13 protein-coding genes and 1 pseudogene are annotated in these 20,657 nt (G+C 48.5%); 1 reads left to right on the top strand and 13 read right to left on the bottom strand.

Features of this window, described 5'->3' with window-relative positions; all coding sequences use genetic code 11:
- Positions 1-7: 7 nt before the first annotated feature.
- The 13 genes and pseudogenes from SBI19_RS10775 to SBI19_RS10715 form a co-directional block, all read right to left on the bottom strand.
- Entirely contained in the window at positions 8-2,317 is a 2,310-nt protein-coding gene (locus SBI19_RS10775) for a glycoside hydrolase family 2 protein (RefSeq protein ID WP_317967873.1), read from the bottom strand.
- Between the two features lie 205 nt (positions 2,318-2,522).
- Positions 2,523-3,281, bottom strand: coding sequence for an SDR family oxidoreductase (locus tag SBI19_RS10770; protein WP_317967871.1), 759 nt, complete (start codon positions 3,279-3,281; stop codon positions 2,523-2,525).
- A 37-nt stretch (positions 3,282-3,318) separates the two neighbouring features.
- Positions 3,319-3,531, bottom strand: coding sequence for a hypothetical protein (locus SBI19_RS10765; RefSeq protein WP_317967869.1), 213 nt, complete (start codon positions 3,529-3,531; stop codon positions 3,319-3,321).
- A 184-nt stretch (positions 3,532-3,715) separates the two neighbouring features.
- A complete protein-coding gene (locus tag SBI19_RS10760) occupies positions 3,716-5,287 on the bottom strand; it encodes a GH35 family beta-galactosidase (RefSeq protein ID WP_317967867.1) in 1,572 nt (523 codons plus the stop codon).
- 177 nt (positions 5,288-5,464) lie between these two features.
- Positions 5,465-7,060 (bottom strand): response regulator, encoded by a 1,596-nt coding sequence (locus SBI19_RS10755; protein WP_317967865.1) that lies wholly within the window; start codon positions 7,058-7,060, stop codon positions 5,465-5,467.
- The gene (locus SBI19_RS10750; protein ID WP_317967863.1) at positions 7,057-8,820 is read right to left on the bottom strand and encodes a sensor histidine kinase; all 1,764 of its coding nucleotides are present in this window, start codon (positions 8,818-8,820) and stop codon (positions 7,057-7,059) included. Before SBI19_RS10750 ends, SBI19_RS10755 begins: the two co-directional genes overlap by 4 nt.
- A gap of 107 nt (positions 8,821-8,927) precedes the next feature.
- Positions 8,928-9,812, bottom strand: a complete 885-nt coding sequence (locus SBI19_RS10745) for a carbohydrate ABC transporter permease (RefSeq protein ID WP_317967861.1) — start codon at positions 9,810-9,812, stop codon at positions 8,928-8,930.
- An 83-nt stretch (positions 9,813-9,895) separates the two neighbouring features.
- Positions 9,896-10,846, bottom strand: coding sequence for an ABC transporter permease (locus SBI19_RS10740; protein ID WP_317968041.1), 951 nt, complete (start codon positions 10,844-10,846; stop codon positions 9,896-9,898).
- A gap of 181 nt (positions 10,847-11,027) precedes the next feature.
- On the bottom strand, positions 11,028-12,302 hold the full coding sequence (locus SBI19_RS10735) for a glycoside hydrolase family 1 protein (RefSeq protein WP_317967859.1): 1,275 nt from the start codon (positions 12,300-12,302) through the stop codon (positions 11,028-11,030).
- A 187-nt stretch (positions 12,303-12,489) separates the two neighbouring features.
- Positions 12,490-14,037 carry an ABC transporter substrate-binding protein gene (locus SBI19_RS10730; protein ID WP_317967857.1) on the bottom strand — a complete coding sequence of 516 codons (1,548 nt, stop codon included), beginning with the start codon at positions 14,035-14,037 and terminating at the stop codon, positions 12,490-12,492.
- Positions 14,038-14,241: 204 nt separating this feature from the next.
- A pseudogene (locus tag SBI19_RS10725) lies at positions 14,242-15,814 on the bottom strand (glycoside hydrolase family 43 protein).
- Positions 15,815-15,826: 12 nt separating this feature from the next.
- Complete coding sequence (locus SBI19_RS10720) at positions 15,827-16,672, bottom strand: sugar phosphate isomerase/epimerase family protein (RefSeq protein ID WP_317967855.1); 846 nt, start codon at positions 16,670-16,672, stop codon at positions 15,827-15,829.
- A 22-nt stretch (positions 16,673-16,694) separates the two neighbouring features.
- Positions 16,695-19,475 carry a family 78 glycoside hydrolase catalytic domain gene (locus SBI19_RS10715; RefSeq protein WP_317967853.1) on the bottom strand — a complete coding sequence of 927 codons (2,781 nt, stop codon included), beginning with the start codon at positions 19,473-19,475 and terminating at the stop codon, positions 16,695-16,697.
- A 223-nt stretch (positions 19,476-19,698) separates the two neighbouring features.
- Here SBI19_RS10715 and SBI19_RS10710 point away from each other — a divergent pair, with 223 nt between their 5' ends.
- Positions 19,699-20,508 carry an SDR family NAD(P)-dependent oxidoreductase gene (locus SBI19_RS10710; RefSeq protein WP_317967851.1) on the top strand — a complete coding sequence of 270 codons (810 nt, stop codon included), beginning with the start codon at positions 19,699-19,701 and terminating at the stop codon, positions 20,506-20,508.
- Positions 20,509-20,657: the final 149 nt, after the last annotated feature.

Genomic DNA, 20,657 nt, shown 5'->3' with positions numbered 1-20,657 from the left:
GCAGAATTTAGCCTTTATTAATTCTCGTGAGTTCTTTATTCAAGGCGAATATCAGCTTATCTGGGAAGTTCTCAGGTGCCATGCCTGCCAGCATGTCGATCGTGAAGCCTTGCATCATGCTGTATTGCGGAATGTCTCTGAAGCTCTCTCCGAAATACTTGTTCAATACAATCTCAGCCTCTTGGTTCTCGAATAAGTCTTTGAACGTGCAGCGAGTGGAATAGACATCGTCCGTAATCTGCAGCTCTTCCGCCTCGTCCGTACTCGCGTCGGGCAGCTCGAACCAGTTGTTAACGGCTTCCCTCTGATCCTCAACCGCTGGCGCTTCATAGCTTGGATTCGGCTGCTCTACTTTATTGAACCGTGCAATGTCCTGATAAACGATATGGTCGTCGCTGGCTGTCGCACGGATTTCGTTCATGCCCTCCGCCAGCACGACATTCTCGAAGATAAAGATCTTTGCTTTGCCGGACTTCGATTGAAGCCGTTCACCGTTCACATACAGCGAAACCTCATTGCAATTCGAATACACCTTCACTTGAATGCTGTCTTCAGCCCGATCTACAAAACGTTTGCTCGCAATATGGACGAATTTATCATCCGACCAATGCGCTTTATACATATAGAAGGCATCCTTCTTAATCTTGCGATCATAGGTGACAAGTCCTTTGTTGTTCCTTCCTTTGACGCCGCCCTCATCTCGGATATTGGCGCCGAAATCGAACATATTCCATACATAAGTAGCCCATAGGAACGGCTTTCTCTCGAATATGGACCAAGCGACTTCATGGTAAAGGGCATGGTATTCTTCCGTATAATCTTTCACCTTCGGCGCAGCGCTGTGATATTGCACGATTCCTTCTACCCCGTACTCGGAAATGCACAGCGGTCGATCCGGATTAATCTCATGGAACTTGTCCACCCAAGGCTCGAAGTCCTCCGTCTTGCCGTGATACCAGCCGTAATATTTGTTATACCCGATCACGTCGGTCATCCGGTTGAATTCATCTCGCTCGTCGACGAACAACACGTTAGCCATCGTCGTGAGTCTGGTCGGATCTTCTTTCTTCGTCAATTCGTTCAACTCTCGAACGAGTCTTCTAACCTCCGGTCGTTCTCCGCCGATCTGAATCTCATTCTGCAATCCCCAGAAGATGATCGAAGGGTGATTGTAATTCTGCTTGATCAACTCCAACATCTGCTGCTTAGCATTGATCCCTTCCAGATCGTTCTGCGACATGATGGAGATGAAAGGAATCTCGGCCCATATCACCATGCCCTCTTGGTCGCACAAATCGTAGAACGTTTGGCTGTGCTGGTAGTGCGCAAGACGAATGGAAGTCGCGCCGATCTCTTTGATAAGCTCCATATCTTCAATCTGCTCGTTCTCCGTAATCGCCCAGCCCCTGTCTTTCCGGTCCTGATGTCTGGACACGCCGTACAAGGGCAGATGTTCGCCATTCAGGAAGAAGCCCTTCTCGGGATCGACATGGAAGTACCTGACGCCGAACGGAATCGCAATTTCGTCCACCGCATCGTTAAAGCTCGTCATGGATACGGAAGCCTGGTACATATAAGGATTTCGTCTGCCATTCCATAGAATCGGATTGTCGATAACGCAATCCAACATCTCTGTCTTAACCTCGCCTGCAGCCAGAATGACTTCCTTCACAGCATACGTTACGACATGTTGGTCAGCATTCAAGATATCTGCCCACACTCTGACTTTCTTCTCTTCGTAGCTGTCATTGACCAGTCTGGTCTTGATTTGCAACCGAGCCTTTTCCTGCGAAACCTGTTCCTGAACGAGATAAACGCCATCCGAACCATGATCCATCGTGTCAAAATGGACCTGATTCGTTATCAGTAAGCTAACATCGCGGTAAATGCCGCCATAGAAAGTAAAGTCTGCCTTCTGCGGATAAACATCGTCTACAACCGTATTATCAACTTTGATTGCAATTACATTGGCAGCTCCGAAGACTACGCTGCCTGAAATGTCAAATCGAAAAGCAGAGTAGCCCCCTTTGTGCTGGCCCGCATGCTGGCCGTTCACATATACGTCCGTAATGCTATTGGAGCCACCGAATTCAATATATACTTTCCTGCCTTGATAAGAAGGATCAAGCGTGAACGCTTTTCTGTACCAACAAGCGCCTTGGTAATATTCGTATCCGTTCGCCCCGTCTATCGCATTCCAAGTGTGAGGAATATGAACCTCGCTCCAATGGTCGTCTTGATAGATTACGGCTTCGGCCATTTGTTCGTTGCTTCTCATAAATCGCCATGCATCATTCATCCGAATGCGTTGTCTCATAGTGTTCTCTCCTTCCAGAGGTTCAAGCTTAGGCTTAGAAAATGCATCTACATTCTCTTATGATAAAGTGATTCTATTGTGGCAACTAACACTCTCACGACTTCTTGACTAATGGTTTGCCGACTTCTGACCTATACAAAAAAGCCCCTTACGATACAGGGACGACTTACGCGCCTCTCTTCGTAAAGGGACCCTTGTGCTGCCTTCAATACGCCGTCCAGCCCGCATCCGCCGTAACGGTCGTACCATTGACAAAGCTTGATTCATCGGAAGCCAAGAATAATGCCACCTTAGCAATATCCTCCGGCTGACCTAAGCCAGGGTTGATGCCCATGCCGATCTGAGCCCGTTCTGCTCCGAATGGATTAGGAGCTGTTATCGACATTGCGATATTCGTAGCGACCGCTCCCGGCGCGATCGCGTTGCAGCGAACGCCTTTCGTCGCGTATTGGAAGCCAACGTTCTTCGTCAATCCGATAACCGCGTGCTTCGAAGCCGTATAAGCGACGCCAGCTCTGGAGCCGAATAAGCCGCCAGCCGATGCGATATTTACGATTACGCCCTTCTTGTTCTCGATGAAGATCGGGAGAACCTTCCGTGTCGTTCGCATTGGCCCTGTCGCATTCACAGCGAACACCTTGTCCCACAGCTCATCCGTTATGTCGCCTGCCGGAACGAAGTTATCCATAATACCCGCGTTGTTAATAAGGATGTCCACCGTATCATACGTTTGGACCGCAGTGTCTATCAGACGTTGGACGTCCTCTTCAACACCGACATTCGTTGCAACCGCGATTGCCGATCCGCCAAGTGCAGCAATTCCCTCGACGACTTTACTTGCGTTCTCGGCATTCAGATCCGATACGACCACCTTAGCACCCTCTGCGGCGAAAAGCTCAGCAATCGCTTTACCCATCCCGGATGCTGCTCCGGTGACGACCGCTACTTTGCCATTAAGCTTCATCTGATCAACCTCCTTGGTTCCGAAATGTCGGATGATACTATTCGATGGCAGCCAGATCGGAAACGATGGATGCCAGCACCTCAGCATTAATATTCGCTTGCGGGAATGCCGCCAATTGGCTGAGCGTGAACCCGCTAGCCATGCCCGTCATCGGATTCGTAGAGAAGCCAGGAAGATGCTTGTCCAAAACCGCTTTTGCCGCTTCGTTTCCCAACAAGTCACCCAGTTTAGCATTTTGATCGAATTTCATTGTTGTACTCACCTCCCTATATTTAATTCAATTCCATCATATCGATTTGCCGCTAGACAAACTAACGGTTAGCCGACATTTCGAATAACACTTTCACGACTTTCACGACTTTCACGACTTTCACGGTACAAAAAGCCGTTCTCAACATCCTATTGGACTTGAGAACGGCTTCGTTCATCTCTCCTTATTGGTAGCTGAACAATTTGATCTTCAACAGCGTTGGGGTTACATACCGCATGATCGCGACTTCGTCCCCGTTCAACCGCCGTGTCATTACCCAGTTCCCTTGCTCGTAACGCCCTTCTTCAAGAACAAGAATATCCACGTTAGGTTTATTCGGGTTTGTGGAGAACGGCATGATCGCACAGCCGTTTGCTATGATAATGAATTCGTCATCTGCCTGTTTCAATACAAGACATACGCCGTCTTTGCGAGGGATGATGGGCGAATTCATCATGATTTTAAACCCCAAATCGCCAAACAACATCGCGTCCTGCTCAGGCCGTTCCATGATGACGGCTTGCAAATCCGACGTGCTGTATTTCTCCGTCAATAATGGCATCATGCTATTAAGCGTTCTGCCATACCAGCCGTACTCGTCCTGGTTTTGCGGAGTTTTTAATAGTGGGTCCGTTATATCCACTCCGAAGAGGTAGCTTTCCATGGCAGTAAATGGCTCGCCCAACCGCTCGAAACCGAATGGAGCAAATCCGAGCGCATGATAATGTCCAATGACGTAAACAAGCCGCGGGCCTGCATAACCGTGGGCTGCAGTCTCCGGTATAAAGAGTGGGTTGTCCATCTTCACATATTCGTCGCACACTTCGCAGAAATTTTGAACATAAATATCCGGCGCAAGAATATCAATTTGAGGCGCACAATATTTCCAAACCTCCATCATACGTGCTACCGGTCCGCCGCTCGGATATTTTCCCGGCTTTTCCCCCTTGTCCAACCAGCAATTAGCCATCATCGGGAGGGAATAGACCTCCTTGCCTGCAGCAGCTACTCGGTTGATATAGCTTGCAATATGATACGCACTGAATACTTCTTCCGCTACGTCTCCAAAAACCGTCTTCCAGCTGCCGCTCTTCACACTATTCTCCACCGATTGGCGGACATCCTCAGCCATGGTGCTCGTATGGGATCTCATATAATCGACAAACGCCTGCGGGACATCCGCTTCGAACAGCTCGTCAGCTGCATCCGAGTTTTCTCTTGCAGCTCCTTGCAGTCCCGGTTCATTCTCGACTTGTACGAGCAGAACGGTTTGTTCTTTCTCGTCTACTTGTTTTAGATGAAGCATGAAGGCCCGGAACGCTCTCGCATCAGCCGCATTGGTCTCTTCGCACAAATAAGACAATGTCGTATACGGCATTCCGTGGAATTCTTTTAAAGTAGTCTTTCTTCGGCCTTTCTCTACCTCTGCTCTTGAGAAGCGATCCAAGTCTGTCTTGACCCATGATGGCGCATAATAGCACTGCGCGTTTTTCCAAGCACCGAACCATAAGAAACCAAGCTTCATTCCGCGCAGCCTCGCCTGACTAATCAGATCATCCACCAGTTGGAATTCAAACACGCCTTCTTCAGGCTCAATCATTTCCCAAGTTACAGGCAGCAGCAAGCTGTTCATGCCAAGCTTCGCGGCCTTATGCCAGATAGGCTCCATATATTCGATCGATGACGAGCTCGAATTGTTAACTTCTCCTGCAAGCATAATAAATGGTCGACCATGTTCTTGTATCACGTGGTTCATGAAGTGCCTCCTTGTAGATGAATGATAGATTAGCTTCCTCATTCTTATCGTAAAGAAATCAACTCGCACGAACTAACGCTTTGCCGACTTGTTGAGTAAAACTCTGACGACTTTTATCGAAACGTCAAAAGAGGCAGCCGATGGAACGACCGCCTCTTACGATTACAAAACCATGCATCAGCCGAGTTGGCTGCGAAACTCCGTCGGACCGATCCCGACGTATTTCTTGAATATCTTAGCGAAGTGCGAGAAGTTGGTGTATCCAACCGACGATGCGACGGAACTGACGGATACATCCGTCTGCTTCAGCAGCTCCTTCGCTTTATGGATTCTCTCCAGCAGCACATAATCCGAGATGGAATAGCCGGTTTCCTTCTTGAATATTCTGGACAAGTAATCGGGATTCAGATACACCTGATCCGCAATCGTTTCTCTTGACATGTCTTGATCCAAGTTAAGTTGAATATATCGTTTAATCGTTTGAACGACGGTATCATTCTCCTTCACCGCATCCGCTTGATGCATAGCCTTGTCGATCGCATGATGGACCCAAACCTTCATATCGGTAACGGAACGTCCCGCCTTCTCCGCTGTTCTTCTTGATTGTTCATCTCCGAACAATTGATGCGCTTGAATCCCTCTAGTGTTCAGGAAAATATAAAGAACTTGTATAAAATCCTGACTGAAGCGATGAAGGGTTTCTGCATCTAGCTCCTGCGTGCGTACCATATCATCAAGATATTTCTCCACTTCAAGCTTCACGGCATCCTTGGTCCCAACCTTCAACAAGGAGGACAGCGCGCTGAGCTCCGGCAGTCTCGCCGGCTGCTCCACGCATACCTTCAGATCCAATGCCAATACGCGATTGGAGAATGCGACATTGTTCCGATCACGTTCTCTTAATGCCTCGATCATTCCGCTCATCTCATACACTTCTACCGAACGTCCTAGGTACAAGGATAAATCGCAGTAGAAAAACCGATGGCAGGACTCCACGTACAGACTAGCCGCTTCCTTCAAACGATCCTCGTCCCACGGCATTTCGCGATCCGCCATCATGATAACAAGCAGCAACCCTCTGTCTAGCTGAAAGCAAATCCCATTCTCATAGCTTCCAATGATCATCTCTTCCGCCGAGTTTCTTAAGGCATACTCAAGAATCGTCTCGTCTCTTCGCTTCATCTCTTTATTCCACTGCTGGATGGAGATTAGCATGGGGAAGAAAACAGAATCCTCCGTGATCGGAATATGATGCCGCTCGACATGCTCCCGAATCGCCGCAGAATAGCCAGGTATCGAATGATTGATCAGATCCAACCAGAAGCGTTCAATGATGAACGATTGCTGCTTCTGCCATAGCTGATGAAACTTTACGTTCTGGCTGTTCTCGCTGTTCTTATCAATCACGCTTTGCGCTTTTCTTATGGCGCTTTCCAGCTCTTCGGCCAGCACCGGCTTGAGCAAATAGTCAAGGCTGCCCAGCGTAAGCGCTTCTCTGGCGTATTTGAAATCGGCATGGCTGGTGAGAAATATCGTGACGGTATTAGGGGATTGTTCTCTCACCCAAGTCAGCAGCTCCAGCCCGCTTCCTTGCGGCATCTCAATATCGCACAGCATAATATCGATCCGCTCGCTGTCCAGCCATTCCTTGGCCTGCCTAATATTATTGGCTGTATATAGCTCTGAAATTTGAAGCTTCTGCAAGTCGAGATCCGCCTTGACACCTTCGATGGCATGCACTTCGTCGTCAACGATTAACAGATGATAGTTCATTGCGTTTCCTCCATCGATGGATTAATCGGAACAATAATGAATACGGCGGCACCGCCGCTTACCGGATCATTATCGAATCGGATGGATACCGACTCTCCGTATAGAAGCTTCAATCGCCGCTGAACGTTCCATATGCCGGTATGCTCTCCCCGTTCATTCTCGATGCTTCTGCCAGCTTGAAGGTCGCGAAGCACCTCCGCATCGAATCCCTTTCCCGTATCTTGAATGACGATATTAACGCGGGAGCCTGTGTCCTCATCCAACAAATCGATTTGCATCGAAATTCGGACAAGCTTGTCCATCGTGACTGCATGTTTGATCGAATTCTCAACGAACGACTGAATGATTAAGGGCGGGATCGGCATATGCAGCAAATAATCCGGAACATCCAACGTCCACATCAGCTTGTCCGGAAAGCGCAAGCTCTGAATGCGCAAATAGTTTCGAGTATGCTCCAGCTCATCCTTCAATGGGACGAATGTCGTGTTGCTCCGGAACATGTAGCGGAAATAATAGATCAAGGAACGCGTCATTTCCATCGTTAATTCATAATTCCTGACCTTCGCCAAATTATAAACAATATTCAACGAATTCAAGAAGAAATGAGGATTCACTTGCAATTGCAGACGCTGCAGCTCTTCCTTCTGCTTGTTCAACTGCTCTTCGTATACATTGACGCGCAGCGTATCGATCTCGGTCATCATTGCATTGAACGAATCGCCAAGGATTCGGAATTCCTCCGAAACGCCTTGCTCCATGTCCACCCGATTGCTCCAGTCGCCGCTTCGGACTCTCTTCATGGAGAGGAGCAGCCGATTCAACGGAACGAGTATGGCCTGCCGGATCGAATAAAGCCCCAGCGGAATAAAGAGCAGGGAGCCACCGGTAATGATCCATATGATGCCTTGAAGGTAAGGAAGTCGATCTAGAATTTGTTGATCGGGTATGACAGCAACCAGCTTGAAGTCACCCATGACGGAAGCCGAATCCACGATCAAATACTTGCGGTCCGATCCGGACAAATAGTAATCCCCATCGCCCTGGTGCAGCTTAATGTCGTTCTCGTCGATGAGCTTCGTGCTCGTTATCGCTTCTCCTTGTTCATTCGCTAACAATACGGTCCCGCCCTCCCCTATCTGAAGCGATTGAAGGGGCTCCAACAGCTGATCGGTTGACACCAAACCACCCAGATACACATTGCCAGTCTGCACGATATCGAACAAATAATTGTTTTTCCCGATTCGGGCATAGCGCCATCTTTGTGTCGGATCTCCTGAAGGAATACTGCCCGACTCAATTTGTTCGGTGAGATAATGCTGGATGCGATCCTTCTCCTCGATCGTCAATTGCTGCGATTTACTGACATCCATGAAATCCTGACGCTTCTCTGCATAGACGAAGAATGAGCTTAATGAGCCATATATCGCGATATCTCGGTTCAATTTGTTAAACAGATATACCTTGGAGCTGTAATAATCCGTATCGGATTCAGCTGCGTCAAGGGAAATCAAATCAAAGCCCGATAACCCCGACATCGTGTTCATGTATGCATCGACGTCGTTTAAATCAGAATCAATCTGTTTCATATAAAGGGTTAGCATATTCTTATAGGAATCCGCTACCTGCCCGCGTACAACATCAATAGCGTAAAAGTTATTGTACAAGAGCATGCCGATGAGCGGCACCGTCATGACGAGCACGCTTAAGATCAGTTTTAATCGCAAGGAACCTCGCTGCCACGACATTCTACGTATTCTCATGTTCTGGCCCCTTATAGGATTTCCTATATTATATATGCATCGAAAGTCCAATCGCCATAACCATGAATTTACAAGGTTGTGGCGATTGGACCTTATTGACGATCATTTTACCCTTTAACGGCACCGATCATAATCCCTTTAATGAAGAACCTCTGGAAGAACGGATAAGCGATTAGAATAGGCAGCACGCCGATCACTGCAATCGCCATCTTCACCGAGTCACTTGGCATCTGCTGCATCGCTTCTCCCGCATTCGGAGTCATGTTCGAGCTTATAAACTGCACATCCTGCATAATCCGATTAAGTAAATTCTGAACGCTGAACAGCTCAGGGTTCGTAATGTATACCATCCCGTTCTGCCAATCGTTCCAATACATGATGCAGGTGAACAATCCGATTGTCGCAAGAACCGGCGTCGAGAGCGGAATGACAATAGACCACAGCGTGCGATATTCGCCTGCTCCGTCCAGTTGAGCCGATTCTATGAGTGCCGGCGGCACAGTTGTTTGGAAGAATGTACGCATCATCATGATGTAGAATCCGTTCGTCAGCAGGCCTGGCACGATAAGCGCCCAGATCGTATTCTTAAGATCGAGCAACTGCGTATAAACCAAGTAGGATGGGACGAGCCCTCCATGAAACAGCATTGTGAAGAATACGAGGAACATGATGAGAAATCGATGAGGCGTTTCTTTTCTAGCAAGCGGATAGGCTAGCAAAGTCGTAATCGCCAGACCTGCTGCCGTTCCGAATACCGTAACGAATATCGTTATCCCATAGGCTCTTGCAATATCTGCACCTCTGTTTAGCAGGAAATCATACGCTGCTGTGCTGAACACTTTGGGGAAGAATGAATATCCGTTAGCAGTGATTGAATTCTGGTCCGTCAAGGATGCCATAATTAGGAGCACGAATGGGATGAGGCAAATAACCGCAAATAGAAACAATGAGACTTGACTAACCCAGGTAATAACTCTGCTTTCATTTTTCATGACAGGACCTCCTAGTTTGTACGGGGGCTTCTCCAAAAGTTTCGGTATTTGCTGCGAAGGGCATCGTCACTTTTGGGGAAAGTTTAGAACAGCGCATTATCTTTGTTAAAGCGTCTGACGACGTAATTCGCTAAAATGACGAGAATAAAGCCAACGATCGATTGATACACACCGGCAGCAGTGGACATCCCAATATCGCCGGAACCTGTCAGACCTCTGAAGACATAAGTATCGATTGTCGCTGTCGTTTCGAATAATGCACCTGAATTCATCGGAACTTGGTAGAACAACCCGAAGTCTGAATAGAATATCCGTCCTACGCTAAGCAGCGTAAGCATAATAATCACAGGTGTAAGGATCGGCAGAGTAATGCGACGGATTTGCTGCCAGCGCGATGCTCCATCTAGTCTCGCTGCCTCGTAATACTCTTCGTCGATACCGAGAAGTGCTGCGAAGAATACGATGCTGGAGTATCCGACGCTTTTCCAGAAGTAGACCAATGTCAGTATCCATGGCCAATATTTCGTTTCGGTATACCACGAGATTCCTTCATCCATACCAAACCAAGGCAGCACCGTCTTATTGAGAAACCCAGTATCCGGGCTTAAGAGGGCGTATACAAGATAGCCGACGATAACCATCGAGATGAGGTGCGGCAAGGTAATGATGCTCTGATACGCTTTGAGCAGCACCTTGTTCTTGATTTCATTAAGCAGAATGGCGCTGGCTAACGAAAGCGCCGTTCCGAATACGATAAACACTAGGTTATACAGTATCGTGTTCCGCGTGATGATGTAGGCGTCGGAGGTTTTGAATAAGTACTCAAAGTTGTCGAAGCCGACCCAATCGCTCTGTAGAATGCCTTTGGCGAAATTCACGTCTTTGAATGCGATGACGATCCCGAGCATCGGGAGATAGTTGTTAATCAACAGGTAGAGAAGTCCAGGAATCATCATAATCAGAAGCGGTGAATATTTCCGATAATGAGACTTTCTTTTCTTCTGGTTCCCTACAGCCTGTTGGGCCTTTGCCATGGTGGCTTGTGCCATAGTCGTTCCCCTTCCTCTTGTCCTAAGCTATTGTAACTAGCCTTATCATACGGGATGCTGATGTGCGGCAACTAACGGTCTGACGACTTTTTGGATAACGGTTTCACGACCTTTTGCCACGATGCAAATAGAAGCCGAATTCTCGTTGGAATCCGGCTTCAGGCCATTAGTTTAGTGCATTATTTTGAGCGATTTTGCCGAGATGATACGCACTTGTTTTGGGCTTGCGCTCCTGCGTTGAACGATCGACTTCAATTAATCCGAACGTCTTCGAGAACCCTAGCTGCCATTCGAAGTTGTCGAGCAGCGACCAGTGCATATACCCGATAACTGGAATCCCTTCTGAGGTACAAGCATGGACTCCATTCAGTGCACGATCGATAAAGGCAATTCGGCGCTCGTCGTTGTCCGTGGCAACGCCGTTCTCCGTGATCATGATAGGCTTCTTCAGATGGTTGTAGACGAAGCGGACAACTGCGCCCAGCGCTTCCGGGTAATACTCATTCCCCATTTGCGTTTTTTCCGATTGCTCGGGAATCGGCAGAAGACCATCCGGCCCATATACGGTACGCGTATAATTCTGCAGGCCGAAGAAGTCGTCATCGCTCATATAGGGTAGAAACTGAAGAAACTCCTCATGCCACGCCTGTGCCGCATTCTCTTCACCGCCGAGAATCGATTGAATGTCATACAGCGATAACGTTACCCCGACTTGAGTATTCGGGCAAACCTGCCTAATCGCCTCTCTCGCTTCCGCATGCGATTGGAAGATGATCCGTAACCCTTCCTCTGTGCGCGGACCGAGGAACGAGTGAACCTCTTGGGGATGAAGACCGAAGGCGTTGCCCAACGCCATAAAATATTGCTGCATTTGGCTCATGCTGTTCGTATTTATACCGACCTGCGCCTGTGAGCCGTTAGACGAATGTCGCTTAATAATCTTCGCAATGCCGATCGATATGTTCGCTTCGTTAATCGTGCAAACATAAGGAATCAGATCGCCTAGCTCCTTCATGACATGCGTGCAATAACGAGAGAACCGTAATGGCGTATCGCTCGACTCCCACCCGCCTTTGCGAATCAACCATTGAGGCGAAGAGAAATGATGCAAAGTTACGATCGGTGTGACACCATTGCGTTTGCATGCCAATAAAACCTCTCGGTAATGCGCAATCGCTGCCTCATCAAACTGACCCTCTTCCGGTTCAATTCTTGCCCATTCAAGGGAGAATCGGTAAGAGTTCAAGCCAAGCGATGCCAGTAAGGCAATGTCGTCCTGAAACAATCGATAATGGTCTACCGCGATACCCGAAGGCTCTTTAAAAATCGACCCCTCCAAGTTCTCCATCAGCCAAAAATCAGAATGGGTATTGTTGCCTTCCACTTGATGGGCAGCCGTTGATGCGCCCCACATAAATCCTTCAGGAAAAAGAAGTGCCATATGAACCTTACTCCCCTCGACATCATGTATTTACAATCACTCATGACCATCATAGCGGATAGCCTTAAGGGGAACTAACGCTATAGCGACTATTTTGATAACGGTTTCACGACTTTTTCTGCTCTGCAAATCTGAAAAAGAAAACACCTGCCAAGATTTCTCTCGACAGGTGAAAGCAGCGGCAGATTTATTGATTCTGGGCAGCCCATTCATCCAATTGCTTTTGTTTCTCCGCGATCACTTTCTCGAGTCCCGCGGATTTCAGTTTCTTATTAAACTCGTCAAGCTTATCGGCCGGATCCACCGTTCCCGACTCAAGCAATTTACGGTACTGTTCGATAACGTTGTTAACCGCTGTAATTTCATTCTTGACCGGAACAGAGTTGAAGGCAAAGCCTAGCGCTTTCGACTTCACGGCCGAGGCGTTGAATGCTCTCGTTTCATCCCACAATTTAGGATCGCTGCCCTTAAATACATAAGTGTTCATCTGATTAGGGACAGACAGAGGCGAGATGCTGTAGCCTACGCTATTGCTATCAACACCTGACGGATAATCGATCTGATTGTCTGCGAGCTTCACATAATGCTTGCCTTCAATTCCCCATGCATACAGGTTCACAAGATCTTTATCCGTATACATCAAATTAAGCATCATCATCGCACGTTCTGGATTTTCGGACTGCTGAGCAATCGTCCACAATCCGACTAGAATATCAGAGGTTGTCGAGTATGCTTCGGACTGAAGTCCAACCATAACCATTTCTTTACCAGCCAGTCGGGTCTCGCTCGCCAACATGCCTGGTTTTTCCGCCATGAAGTAGCCGAAAGCTTTACCGGACTTCACCATGTCTTCAGACGTGATTTGCGTTGTTGACGCATCTTTATTGATGAATCCTGCTTTGAACCATTTGTGCATCAAATTGAGCTGAGCCGTATACTCCGGTGTTTCGAACAAATTAACCAGCTTCAAACCGTTGTCAAAGCCCGGCAATACGCCATAACGGTCGCCCAGTCGGTCATAAAATCTATCGAATTCGAGAGGCGTCGACAGACCGCTTGCTAGCGGTACGATTCCCGGCTCATTATCCTTGATCGTCTGAAGGATCGGCTCCAGATCAGCCATCGTTTTAATGGTATTGACATCGATTTTATATTTGTCGATCAAGTCTTTCCGCATGAAGACTGCAGATTTCGTCGCATAAGCGCCGGTCGTAGGCGTTCCATACGTCTTCCCGTTGAGCTTAGCCGCCTTCATATAATCTGTGCCTACCGCTTCGACAATCCCTTGTCCGTATTTACCCAGCAGGTCGTCAAGCTCCAGTATTTTGCCGCTCGCCTCCATGCTCGGATACAACGCGCCGAACGTATAGGCCAAATCCAGCTTCTCCCCACCAGACATCATCAGGTTCATTTGCTGCTGCCATGCACCTACGCTAATCGGGAGGATCGTAACGGTTGTATTGATTTTTGCCTGCGTAATCTTATTCATTTCATCCTGCACGAGTTTGAGATCCGGTGGGACAGCCCCGAATATCGGAACAGCCATCGTGAGCTCATACGGATCCTTTATCGCATCATCGACTTTGCCTGCTCCTTCGGTGGTGGATTCAGTCGATGGCGTACTGCCGTTAGCACTGTTGGTTTCGTTTTCTTTTTTGGAAGAACATGCAGCCAGAACACCCATGAGCAAAATGGCAACGAGAATCAATTGAATCGGTTTCTTGCTCTTTCTCATTGTTATATCCCCCTGTTTGATTGATTGCCTTGCTGAGATCAGTATACTTTTTATTGGAAGGGGCAACTAACACTTTGCCGACGTTTTAGATAACGCTTTCACGACTTATCCAGACAGGTGAAACAGACGTCCTTCATTGTATCGTATCCTGCAGTATTATAGCAAAGACCGAATCCTGTTCGGATCCGGCCGCATCGGTTAAAGTTAGGAAAGCGCCATAATTGCAAAGAAGTCCATACGCTTCTCTTCCAAAGGTTGATATACAAAATAATCGAAATGAGCGCGTGCCTCAGCATTTCTGCCATTTCCTGTTGCGTACAGCGCAAAGTATACACCTGTAAAGCCCCCTGCGATCTCCTTGGAAAGAAAAGCAGTCTCTCCTGTGCCTAAGATTACAGGTTCCTTGCCTGGAGCAGCATACGATAACGTATATAACATTTCATTAGCCTGGATGCCAAGAACGACAGAAGGATCCTCATACCCCACTTCTGCTGTTACTTGTGTCATGCTGCCTACTCGACGCCTCAGTATGAGCTTGGTTTGGCCACCTTGCATCGTCTTAGCAATCTCATAATGAAACTTCTCATTCATGAAGATCGTGAGACCTGCTTCCTCACCGTCCTCTGACGGTTCGAACTCTAGCAGGGTTCGTATCTCGCAATTCAAATGCTGCTGCCTTCGACCGACCCATGACGGCGATTGGTTGTCATTCAAGGAACATGCCTGCCCCTTGAGCGTTAGCCAGCTTGGCCGCTCTTGCAGCGACCAAGAATCTGAGACGGGGTTACGGTAGAAATTCCAGACTGTTCCAAGCTTATCTTCGTTAAAATCATCCAGGTGCTCCCACTCCGCAGGTTCTCCAAGCGGCAGGCTCCCCGAATCATGCTCAAGCTCAGCGATGCCTTGGTTGCCAACCGTAGGCCACCCCTCCTCGTTCCACGAGACAGGCGCCAAATTCGTCTCTCGGCCAAATATGGCGCTTCGCATTCGCAATCGGCCGGATGCCTAGAAACACGCACCACCAGCTTCCATCAGCAGCTTGAATAAGATCGGCATGACCGGTAGCCTGAATGGGCTTCGGCGTGCTTCGATTAGACAGAATTGGATTGTGCGGATTGCTCTCGAACGGACCGTATGGGCTTCGGCTGCGAGCGATGGTCTCCATATGTCCATATTCCGTGCCGCCTTCGGCCACCATCAGATAATACCAATCATTAATTCGATATAGATGCGGACCTTCGGGGTGGGAGCCGCCAGTCCCTTCCCAGATCAGTCTTCGCTCGCTAACGAGCTTCCCGTTCTCGACATCCAGCTCCGCCTGATAGATGCCGACTGCCTCGCCATAGAAGTTCGAGGTGCCCGTCAAGTACACTTTGCCGCCTTCGTCGAACAAGAGCGATGGATCGACGCCTCCCCATCCTTCAAGATAGATCGGCTCCGACCAAGGGCCTTCCGGACGTTCCGCCCATACGTAGAAACTTTTCTGGATGGAGATATTCGTCGTAATTACGTAGAAGCGTCCGTCATGATGACGAATAGTGGGTGCATAAATCCCTTGCGACCATCCCGCTGGCAGCATACCCTTAAGCGGCAGCTGGCTTTCTCGGGTGAGTACATGACCTAGTTGACGCCAGTTAATCAAGTCACGACTATGAAAAATCGGGATGCCTGGAAAGTAATCAAAGGAGCTCGTCACTAAGTAGTAATCCTCTCCGACTCTGCATACGCTCGGATCTGGGTGGAAACCTAGAATGACCGGATTCGTGTAATTGACCACTATTCTTCCCTCCTATACATGCTCGTTCATGAATTTCGCACTAAGCTGCAGTGATCGAATAGGGGAATCTTCCGCCCAATTCGTATGTGATTCAAGAATAACAGCCTCGACACCATAACCTCTCGCCGTATTCACAAGCACTTCAAGATTCATATTGCCGTAGCCCAACTCCATGCTGCCAGCCTCTATAATTGAAGAGGTGGAGCCATTCACTCGGAAGCCCCGATCGTTAATATGATAAAGCTTCATTCTTCTGCCAAGCATGTTCATGAGCGCTAGAGCATCATAACCAGCTTCGGTTGGCCAATAGGAGTCGAACTCGAAGTTGACGTACCTGGGATCCGTTTGCTCAATGAGCAGTTGAAACGCCGTTTTATTCCCATCAACCTTACGCAATTCGCAATTGTGATTATGATACAGCAGCCGAAGTCCTTCCTTCTCTAGCATTCTGCCCGCTTCATTCAGTCTTGCCGACAGATCCAGCACGGCTTGCTTATCCGAATAATCAAAGCTTCTCATACCTGTAATGATAATGTTATCTGTTCCGTACATTCTTGCTGTAGACACGATGCTCGCAGTAAATGCAAACAGCATGTCCAAGTCTTCATGTATGCCGACGACTTCCAGGTCGGATTGTTTGACGAGTGACTCCCAATCCAAGTCGCCTCCGCTTTCCATTTCAATGCCGGACGCTTTGACCATTTCAATTACCGATGGCGGAAGAGGTCGAATCAGAAACCCACAAAGTTCAATTCCGTCGTACCCCGCATCCTTGATAGCTCTTAAAGCTTCACTTGCCTGCTGTTCCGTGCCGATAACCGTTCTGATTTGGAATTGCTGCACAGCCTTACGCACCATGATCGTACATCTCCTTCCCTAATTAGACGGCAAAGTGATAAATGCCACTTCCTATGGTAAATACGATGCGACCAGCTTCGTAATGGACATCCGGATACTTGTCGAACTTATTCAGATCCTCTCTGCTTCCTGGAAGCATGATCGTCGCCGTCGTATTGACCGGCACTTCGAAACGATATATCCAAGAGTTATCGCTCTTCTCCCAACTGGATTTTATTGTTCCATACAGGGATTCATAGGTTGCGGACGCTTGTGTCAGCGTTCCCCCATGCGTAGGTTTCAATATGAATCGTTGGTAGCCCGGAGCATCCCATACTGGACGGATGCCAGCTACACCTGCGAATAGAAAATCGCAAACTGCCCCGTACGAGTAATGATTCAATGATCCCGATAGATCCCCATCAGGCTTCATTCCCCGCCAGCTCTCCCATATTGTCGTTGCGCCCATTTGAACGGCATACAACCACGACGGGCATGTGTCCTGCTCCAATAGTCGGTAAGCAATATCCTCATGGCCATGATCCGCCAACACATGGAGAATGAATGGTGTCGACAGGAAGCCAGTGTTCAAATGATAATCTTGTTCCATTACGAGCTGCGCCAGTTTATCGGCAACAGCTTGTCTTTTATCCTCTTCCGCTAGATCGAATGCGAGCGTGCGAACGTTCGGTGCCTGTCTGCCGTCCAATAGTAGTCCATTCTCTTGAATGAAATAGGTGTTGTATACCCGCTTAATCTTCTCGTACAGCGCCTGATACTTTGCTTCCTCTTCCGTCTTTCCGATAACGCGCGCCATTTCGGCAAGCAGTCTAGTGGAATAGGCAAAATAAGCCGTCGCAACGTCCGGGAAGCATCCGCCGGTCTTGCTCAACACAGCGGCGAGATTACTAAATTCCGTGTCGGTTTCGAGCCATTCTCCCCAATGGAACTTCGTATCCCAAATGTAGTTGGCATCCAGCTCTCCGTCCGTGCAATTCTGATAGGCTGGCGTCTCCTTGAAACGTGGATTCGCATTGTTCGCGTTAGAGGCCATGTAATCTACCCATGCCTTAGCGGAATCGAACTGATTTTCAACGATTGCCTTATCGCCGTAACATAAGTACATGGTCCACGGTATGATGACAGCGGCATCCCCCCAACCTGAAGAACCGTCGAGCATGCTGGGCATGCCCGGCTTGCGGAATACCATCATCGGATTCGTACTAATCTTGGAGAGCCGTTCCCATTCCTCATCATTGTGGTACCCGATTACAGTAGGCACCGTACTTCCGACGGCCCCGTCGGGGAACTGTTCTGCTGCCAGGTCAGCCATCCACTTCTCAAAGAATGGATATACATGCATGAAGTCCGCGGCGGTTCTGCTGAACACCTGCGCATCCCCGGTCCAGCCTGCTCTCTCCCGAGTCGGACAATCGGTAGGCACCTCCATGAAGTTGCCCTTCTGGCTCCATCTAGCATTAGAAACCAGCTTATTTATTAACGGATTCGAGCAACTGAAATCGCCCGTCTCCTCCAGATCCGAATAGATGGCCACAGCTGTAAAGCAAGCTGGATTCACAACTCCCGGATAGTTCTTTACCAACACGTAGCGAAACCCGAAGATCGAGAACCGAGGACGATAAGTCTCCTCGCCTCCTCCTGCTACAATGTAATGCACTTCCTGGAAGTCTTCCAGCGTGCCATGCTCAGCAAGATTGGACAGCGTAAAGTTTCCGTCCTTATCCAGCGCCTCCCCATGAATAAGAACAACTTTCCTGCCCGCTTCTCCTTGTACCTTCATTTCGACCCATCCGGCGATATTTTGTCCGAAGTCCAGCACCGTTTCCCCATTCGGCGTCTGAAGAACCTGAGGAGAGAACCGTTCCTTCTGTCTTACCGGCACGCTGCGGGTAGCGATCAGGTTATCGTAACCATCCTGCTTGGCCGTTACATGCTCCCATGAATTGTCGTCATAGTCAGGCAGATTCCATCCTTCGATGTTGATTGTAGCGTCGAAGATTTCGCCCGCCTTCATATCGGATTTCTGCAACGGTCCACACGATGTCTTAAAGGTCTCGTCACTAGCGATGATCTCTCTGCTTCCGTCATCGTAGGTCAATTCTAACTGCCCTAGGAAGCCCACTTTGTAGCCAAAATTGTTCTTCAAGTTCGCACCGCCGGTCGTTCCCCTCCACCAGCCGTCTCCAAGTATGACCCCTAGCGCATTCACCCCTTCATTCACAAGATGCGTTACATCGTATGCCTGGTACTGCAGCCGCTTATGATAGGAGGTGAAGCCCGGCGTGAACAAATGGTCCGTGCCCTCGATTCCATTCAAATAAAAGCTATATAAGCCTTTTGCTGTCAGGTAGGCTCTTGCTGCGACGAGCCCTTTCTTAACGACAAACTCTTTGCGAAGATAAGAAGCTGGTTTATAGGCGTCAATGTTTATCTCCTGCTCCGGTTCGATCCAGCGAGCCTTCCAATCCTCTTGGTGCAGCAAACCCGTTTCGAAGAAAACCGGCTCACTGAACGGTGATTCCTCTCCCTGATTGCTCCATACTTTCACACGCCAATAGACGCGCTCCGTCGATGTCAAATCGGGACCTACATACCGAATGTGCTGCGATTGGGTTGTTTCTCTTATGCCGCTGTCCCAAGTTGATTCCGTGAAGTTCTTTGTTGCAGAGGTTTGAAGCCGATAGGCGCTTTGCATGACGTTTAATCGGTCACTGACAAGCTTCCATCCTAAACGCGGCTTTACTGTATCCAACCCTATAGGGCAATCCAAATATTCCGTTCGTAACGAAGTCGCTTCAATCATATGGTGTAACCTCCTTAAGATGAATCCGATCTATTTCCCTTACACGATACCACTTAGGTCAAAGCCCCCTCTAACACTTAGCCGACTTTATCGGTATCGTTATGACGACTTTAAGAAGTCGTTAAAGTTCCATTCATGAAGTCGTCTAACCGTTAGAGAAGAACGTTGATTTATCTTAAAGTGGAGAGGATCGTAGGATAAGCTCACATAGGAGGGACATTCGATGACGGATTTTTCAAGCGTTAAAGGCAAAGTTGCAATTGTGACAGGCGCCGCCGATGGCCTAGGCAAGGCAATCGCGCTATGTTACGCGGAGAATGGAATGAAGGTCATTGTATCCGATATTAACGCTGATAAGGGGATGCAATGTATCACGGAGATTCAATCAAATGGTGGTGAAGCGTCTTTCTTTAGAGCGGATATCAGTAAAGAAGATCAAGTATCAAACCTAATCGATTTCGCGGTCTCAAAATACGGCAGATTGGACGGCCTTGTGAATAACGCAGGAATCGCGGCGGACAATCGACCAGCCCATGAATATTCAACAGCAGAATTCGATCGGTTAATGTCCATAGACTTAAGAGGCGTCTTCTTAGGAACCAAGTATGCTGTAGAAGCCATTCTGAAGTCCAAATCCCTCGGTGGGTTTATTATTAACATTGCATCGCTTGCCGGCATATTAGGCAACAGCTCCATGGCGATCTATTCTTCGGCAAAACACGGCGTTGTCGGTATAACCAAGAGTGCCGCGTTGGACTATGCTCCGTATAACATCACTGTCAATGCTATATGTCCGGGAACGTTCAGAACCTCCATCTGGGGACAGACACCGGAAGAGATCGTCAATCAATATGCCAAAATATTCTCGCCAAGCGGAAAGCTGGGCGATCCGAAAGAAATCGGTCACTTAGCCTTGTTCTTAGCCTCCGATTTGGCTCGGTATGTTAGCGGCTCCGCCATTCCGATCGACGCCGGCTCCAGCGCAGGCAAGGTCACGCCGGCACAGTGGTCTCATCCGGAGATTCTTGAGTAAATAACAGGGATTGAAAAATCCGAACAAACAAACAGAAGACAGAACCCCCTTCATGGGTGGTCAAGACCCCATTTTTCGGACATTGAAAAAAAGCCCTAGGCTGCAAGCTGGCGTCGGTACTCTACCGGCGTCAGCTTGTTTAATTTACG

The sequence above is a fragment of the Paenibacillus sp. CCS19 genome (assembly GCF_033239625.1).
Classification (GTDB): domain Bacteria; phylum Bacillota; class Bacilli; order Paenibacillales; family Paenibacillaceae; genus Paenibacillus_T.
Note: the sequence above shows the minus strand (reverse complement) of the source record. Positions and strands in the feature narration are given on the sequence as shown.

Coding starts and splice junctions, on each gene's coding strand:
- SBI19_RS10750 (WP_317967863.1), bottom strand. CDS start 8,820: ATGAGAATACGTAGAATGTCGTGGCAGCGAGGTTCCTTGCGATTAAAA.
- SBI19_RS10720 (WP_317967855.1), bottom strand. CDS start 16,672: ATGGTGCGTAAGGCTGTGCAGCAATTCCAAATCAGAACGGTTATCGGC.
- SBI19_RS10710 (WP_317967851.1), top strand. CDS start 19,699: ATGACGGATTTTTCAAGCGTTAAAGGCAAAGTTGCAATTGTGACAGGC.
- SBI19_RS10730 (WP_317967857.1), bottom strand. CDS start 14,037: ATGAGAAAGAGCAAGAAACCGATTCAATTGATTCTCGTTGCCATTTTG.
- SBI19_RS10775 (WP_317967873.1), bottom strand. CDS start 2,317: ATGAGACAACGCATTCGGATGAATGATGCATGGCGATTTATGAGAAGC.
- SBI19_RS10715 (WP_317967853.1), bottom strand. CDS start 19,475: ATGATTGAAGCGACTTCGTTACGAACGGAATATTTGGATTGCCCTATA.
- SBI19_RS10770 (WP_317967871.1), bottom strand. CDS start 3,281: ATGAAGCTTAATGGCAAAGTAGCGGTCGTCACCGGAGCAGCATCCGGG.
- SBI19_RS10755 (WP_317967865.1), bottom strand. CDS start 7,060: ATGAACTATCATCTGTTAATCGTTGACGACGAAGTGCATGCCATCGAA.
- SBI19_RS10765 (WP_317967869.1), bottom strand. CDS start 3,531: ATGAAATTCGATCAAAATGCTAAACTGGGTGACTTGTTGGGAAACGAA.
- SBI19_RS10735 (WP_317967859.1), bottom strand. CDS start 12,302: ATGGCACTTCTTTTTCCTGAAGGATTTATGTGGGGCGCATCAACGGCT.
- SBI19_RS10740 (WP_317968041.1), bottom strand. CDS start 10,846: ATGGCAAAGGCCCAACAGGCTGTAGGGAACCAGAAGAAAAGAAAGTCT.
- SBI19_RS10745 (WP_317967861.1), bottom strand. CDS start 9,812: ATGAAAAATGAAAGCAGAGTTATTACCTGGGTTAGTCAAGTCTCATTG.
- SBI19_RS10760 (WP_317967867.1), bottom strand. CDS start 5,287: ATGAACCACGTGATACAAGAACATGGTCGACCATTTATTATGCTTGCA.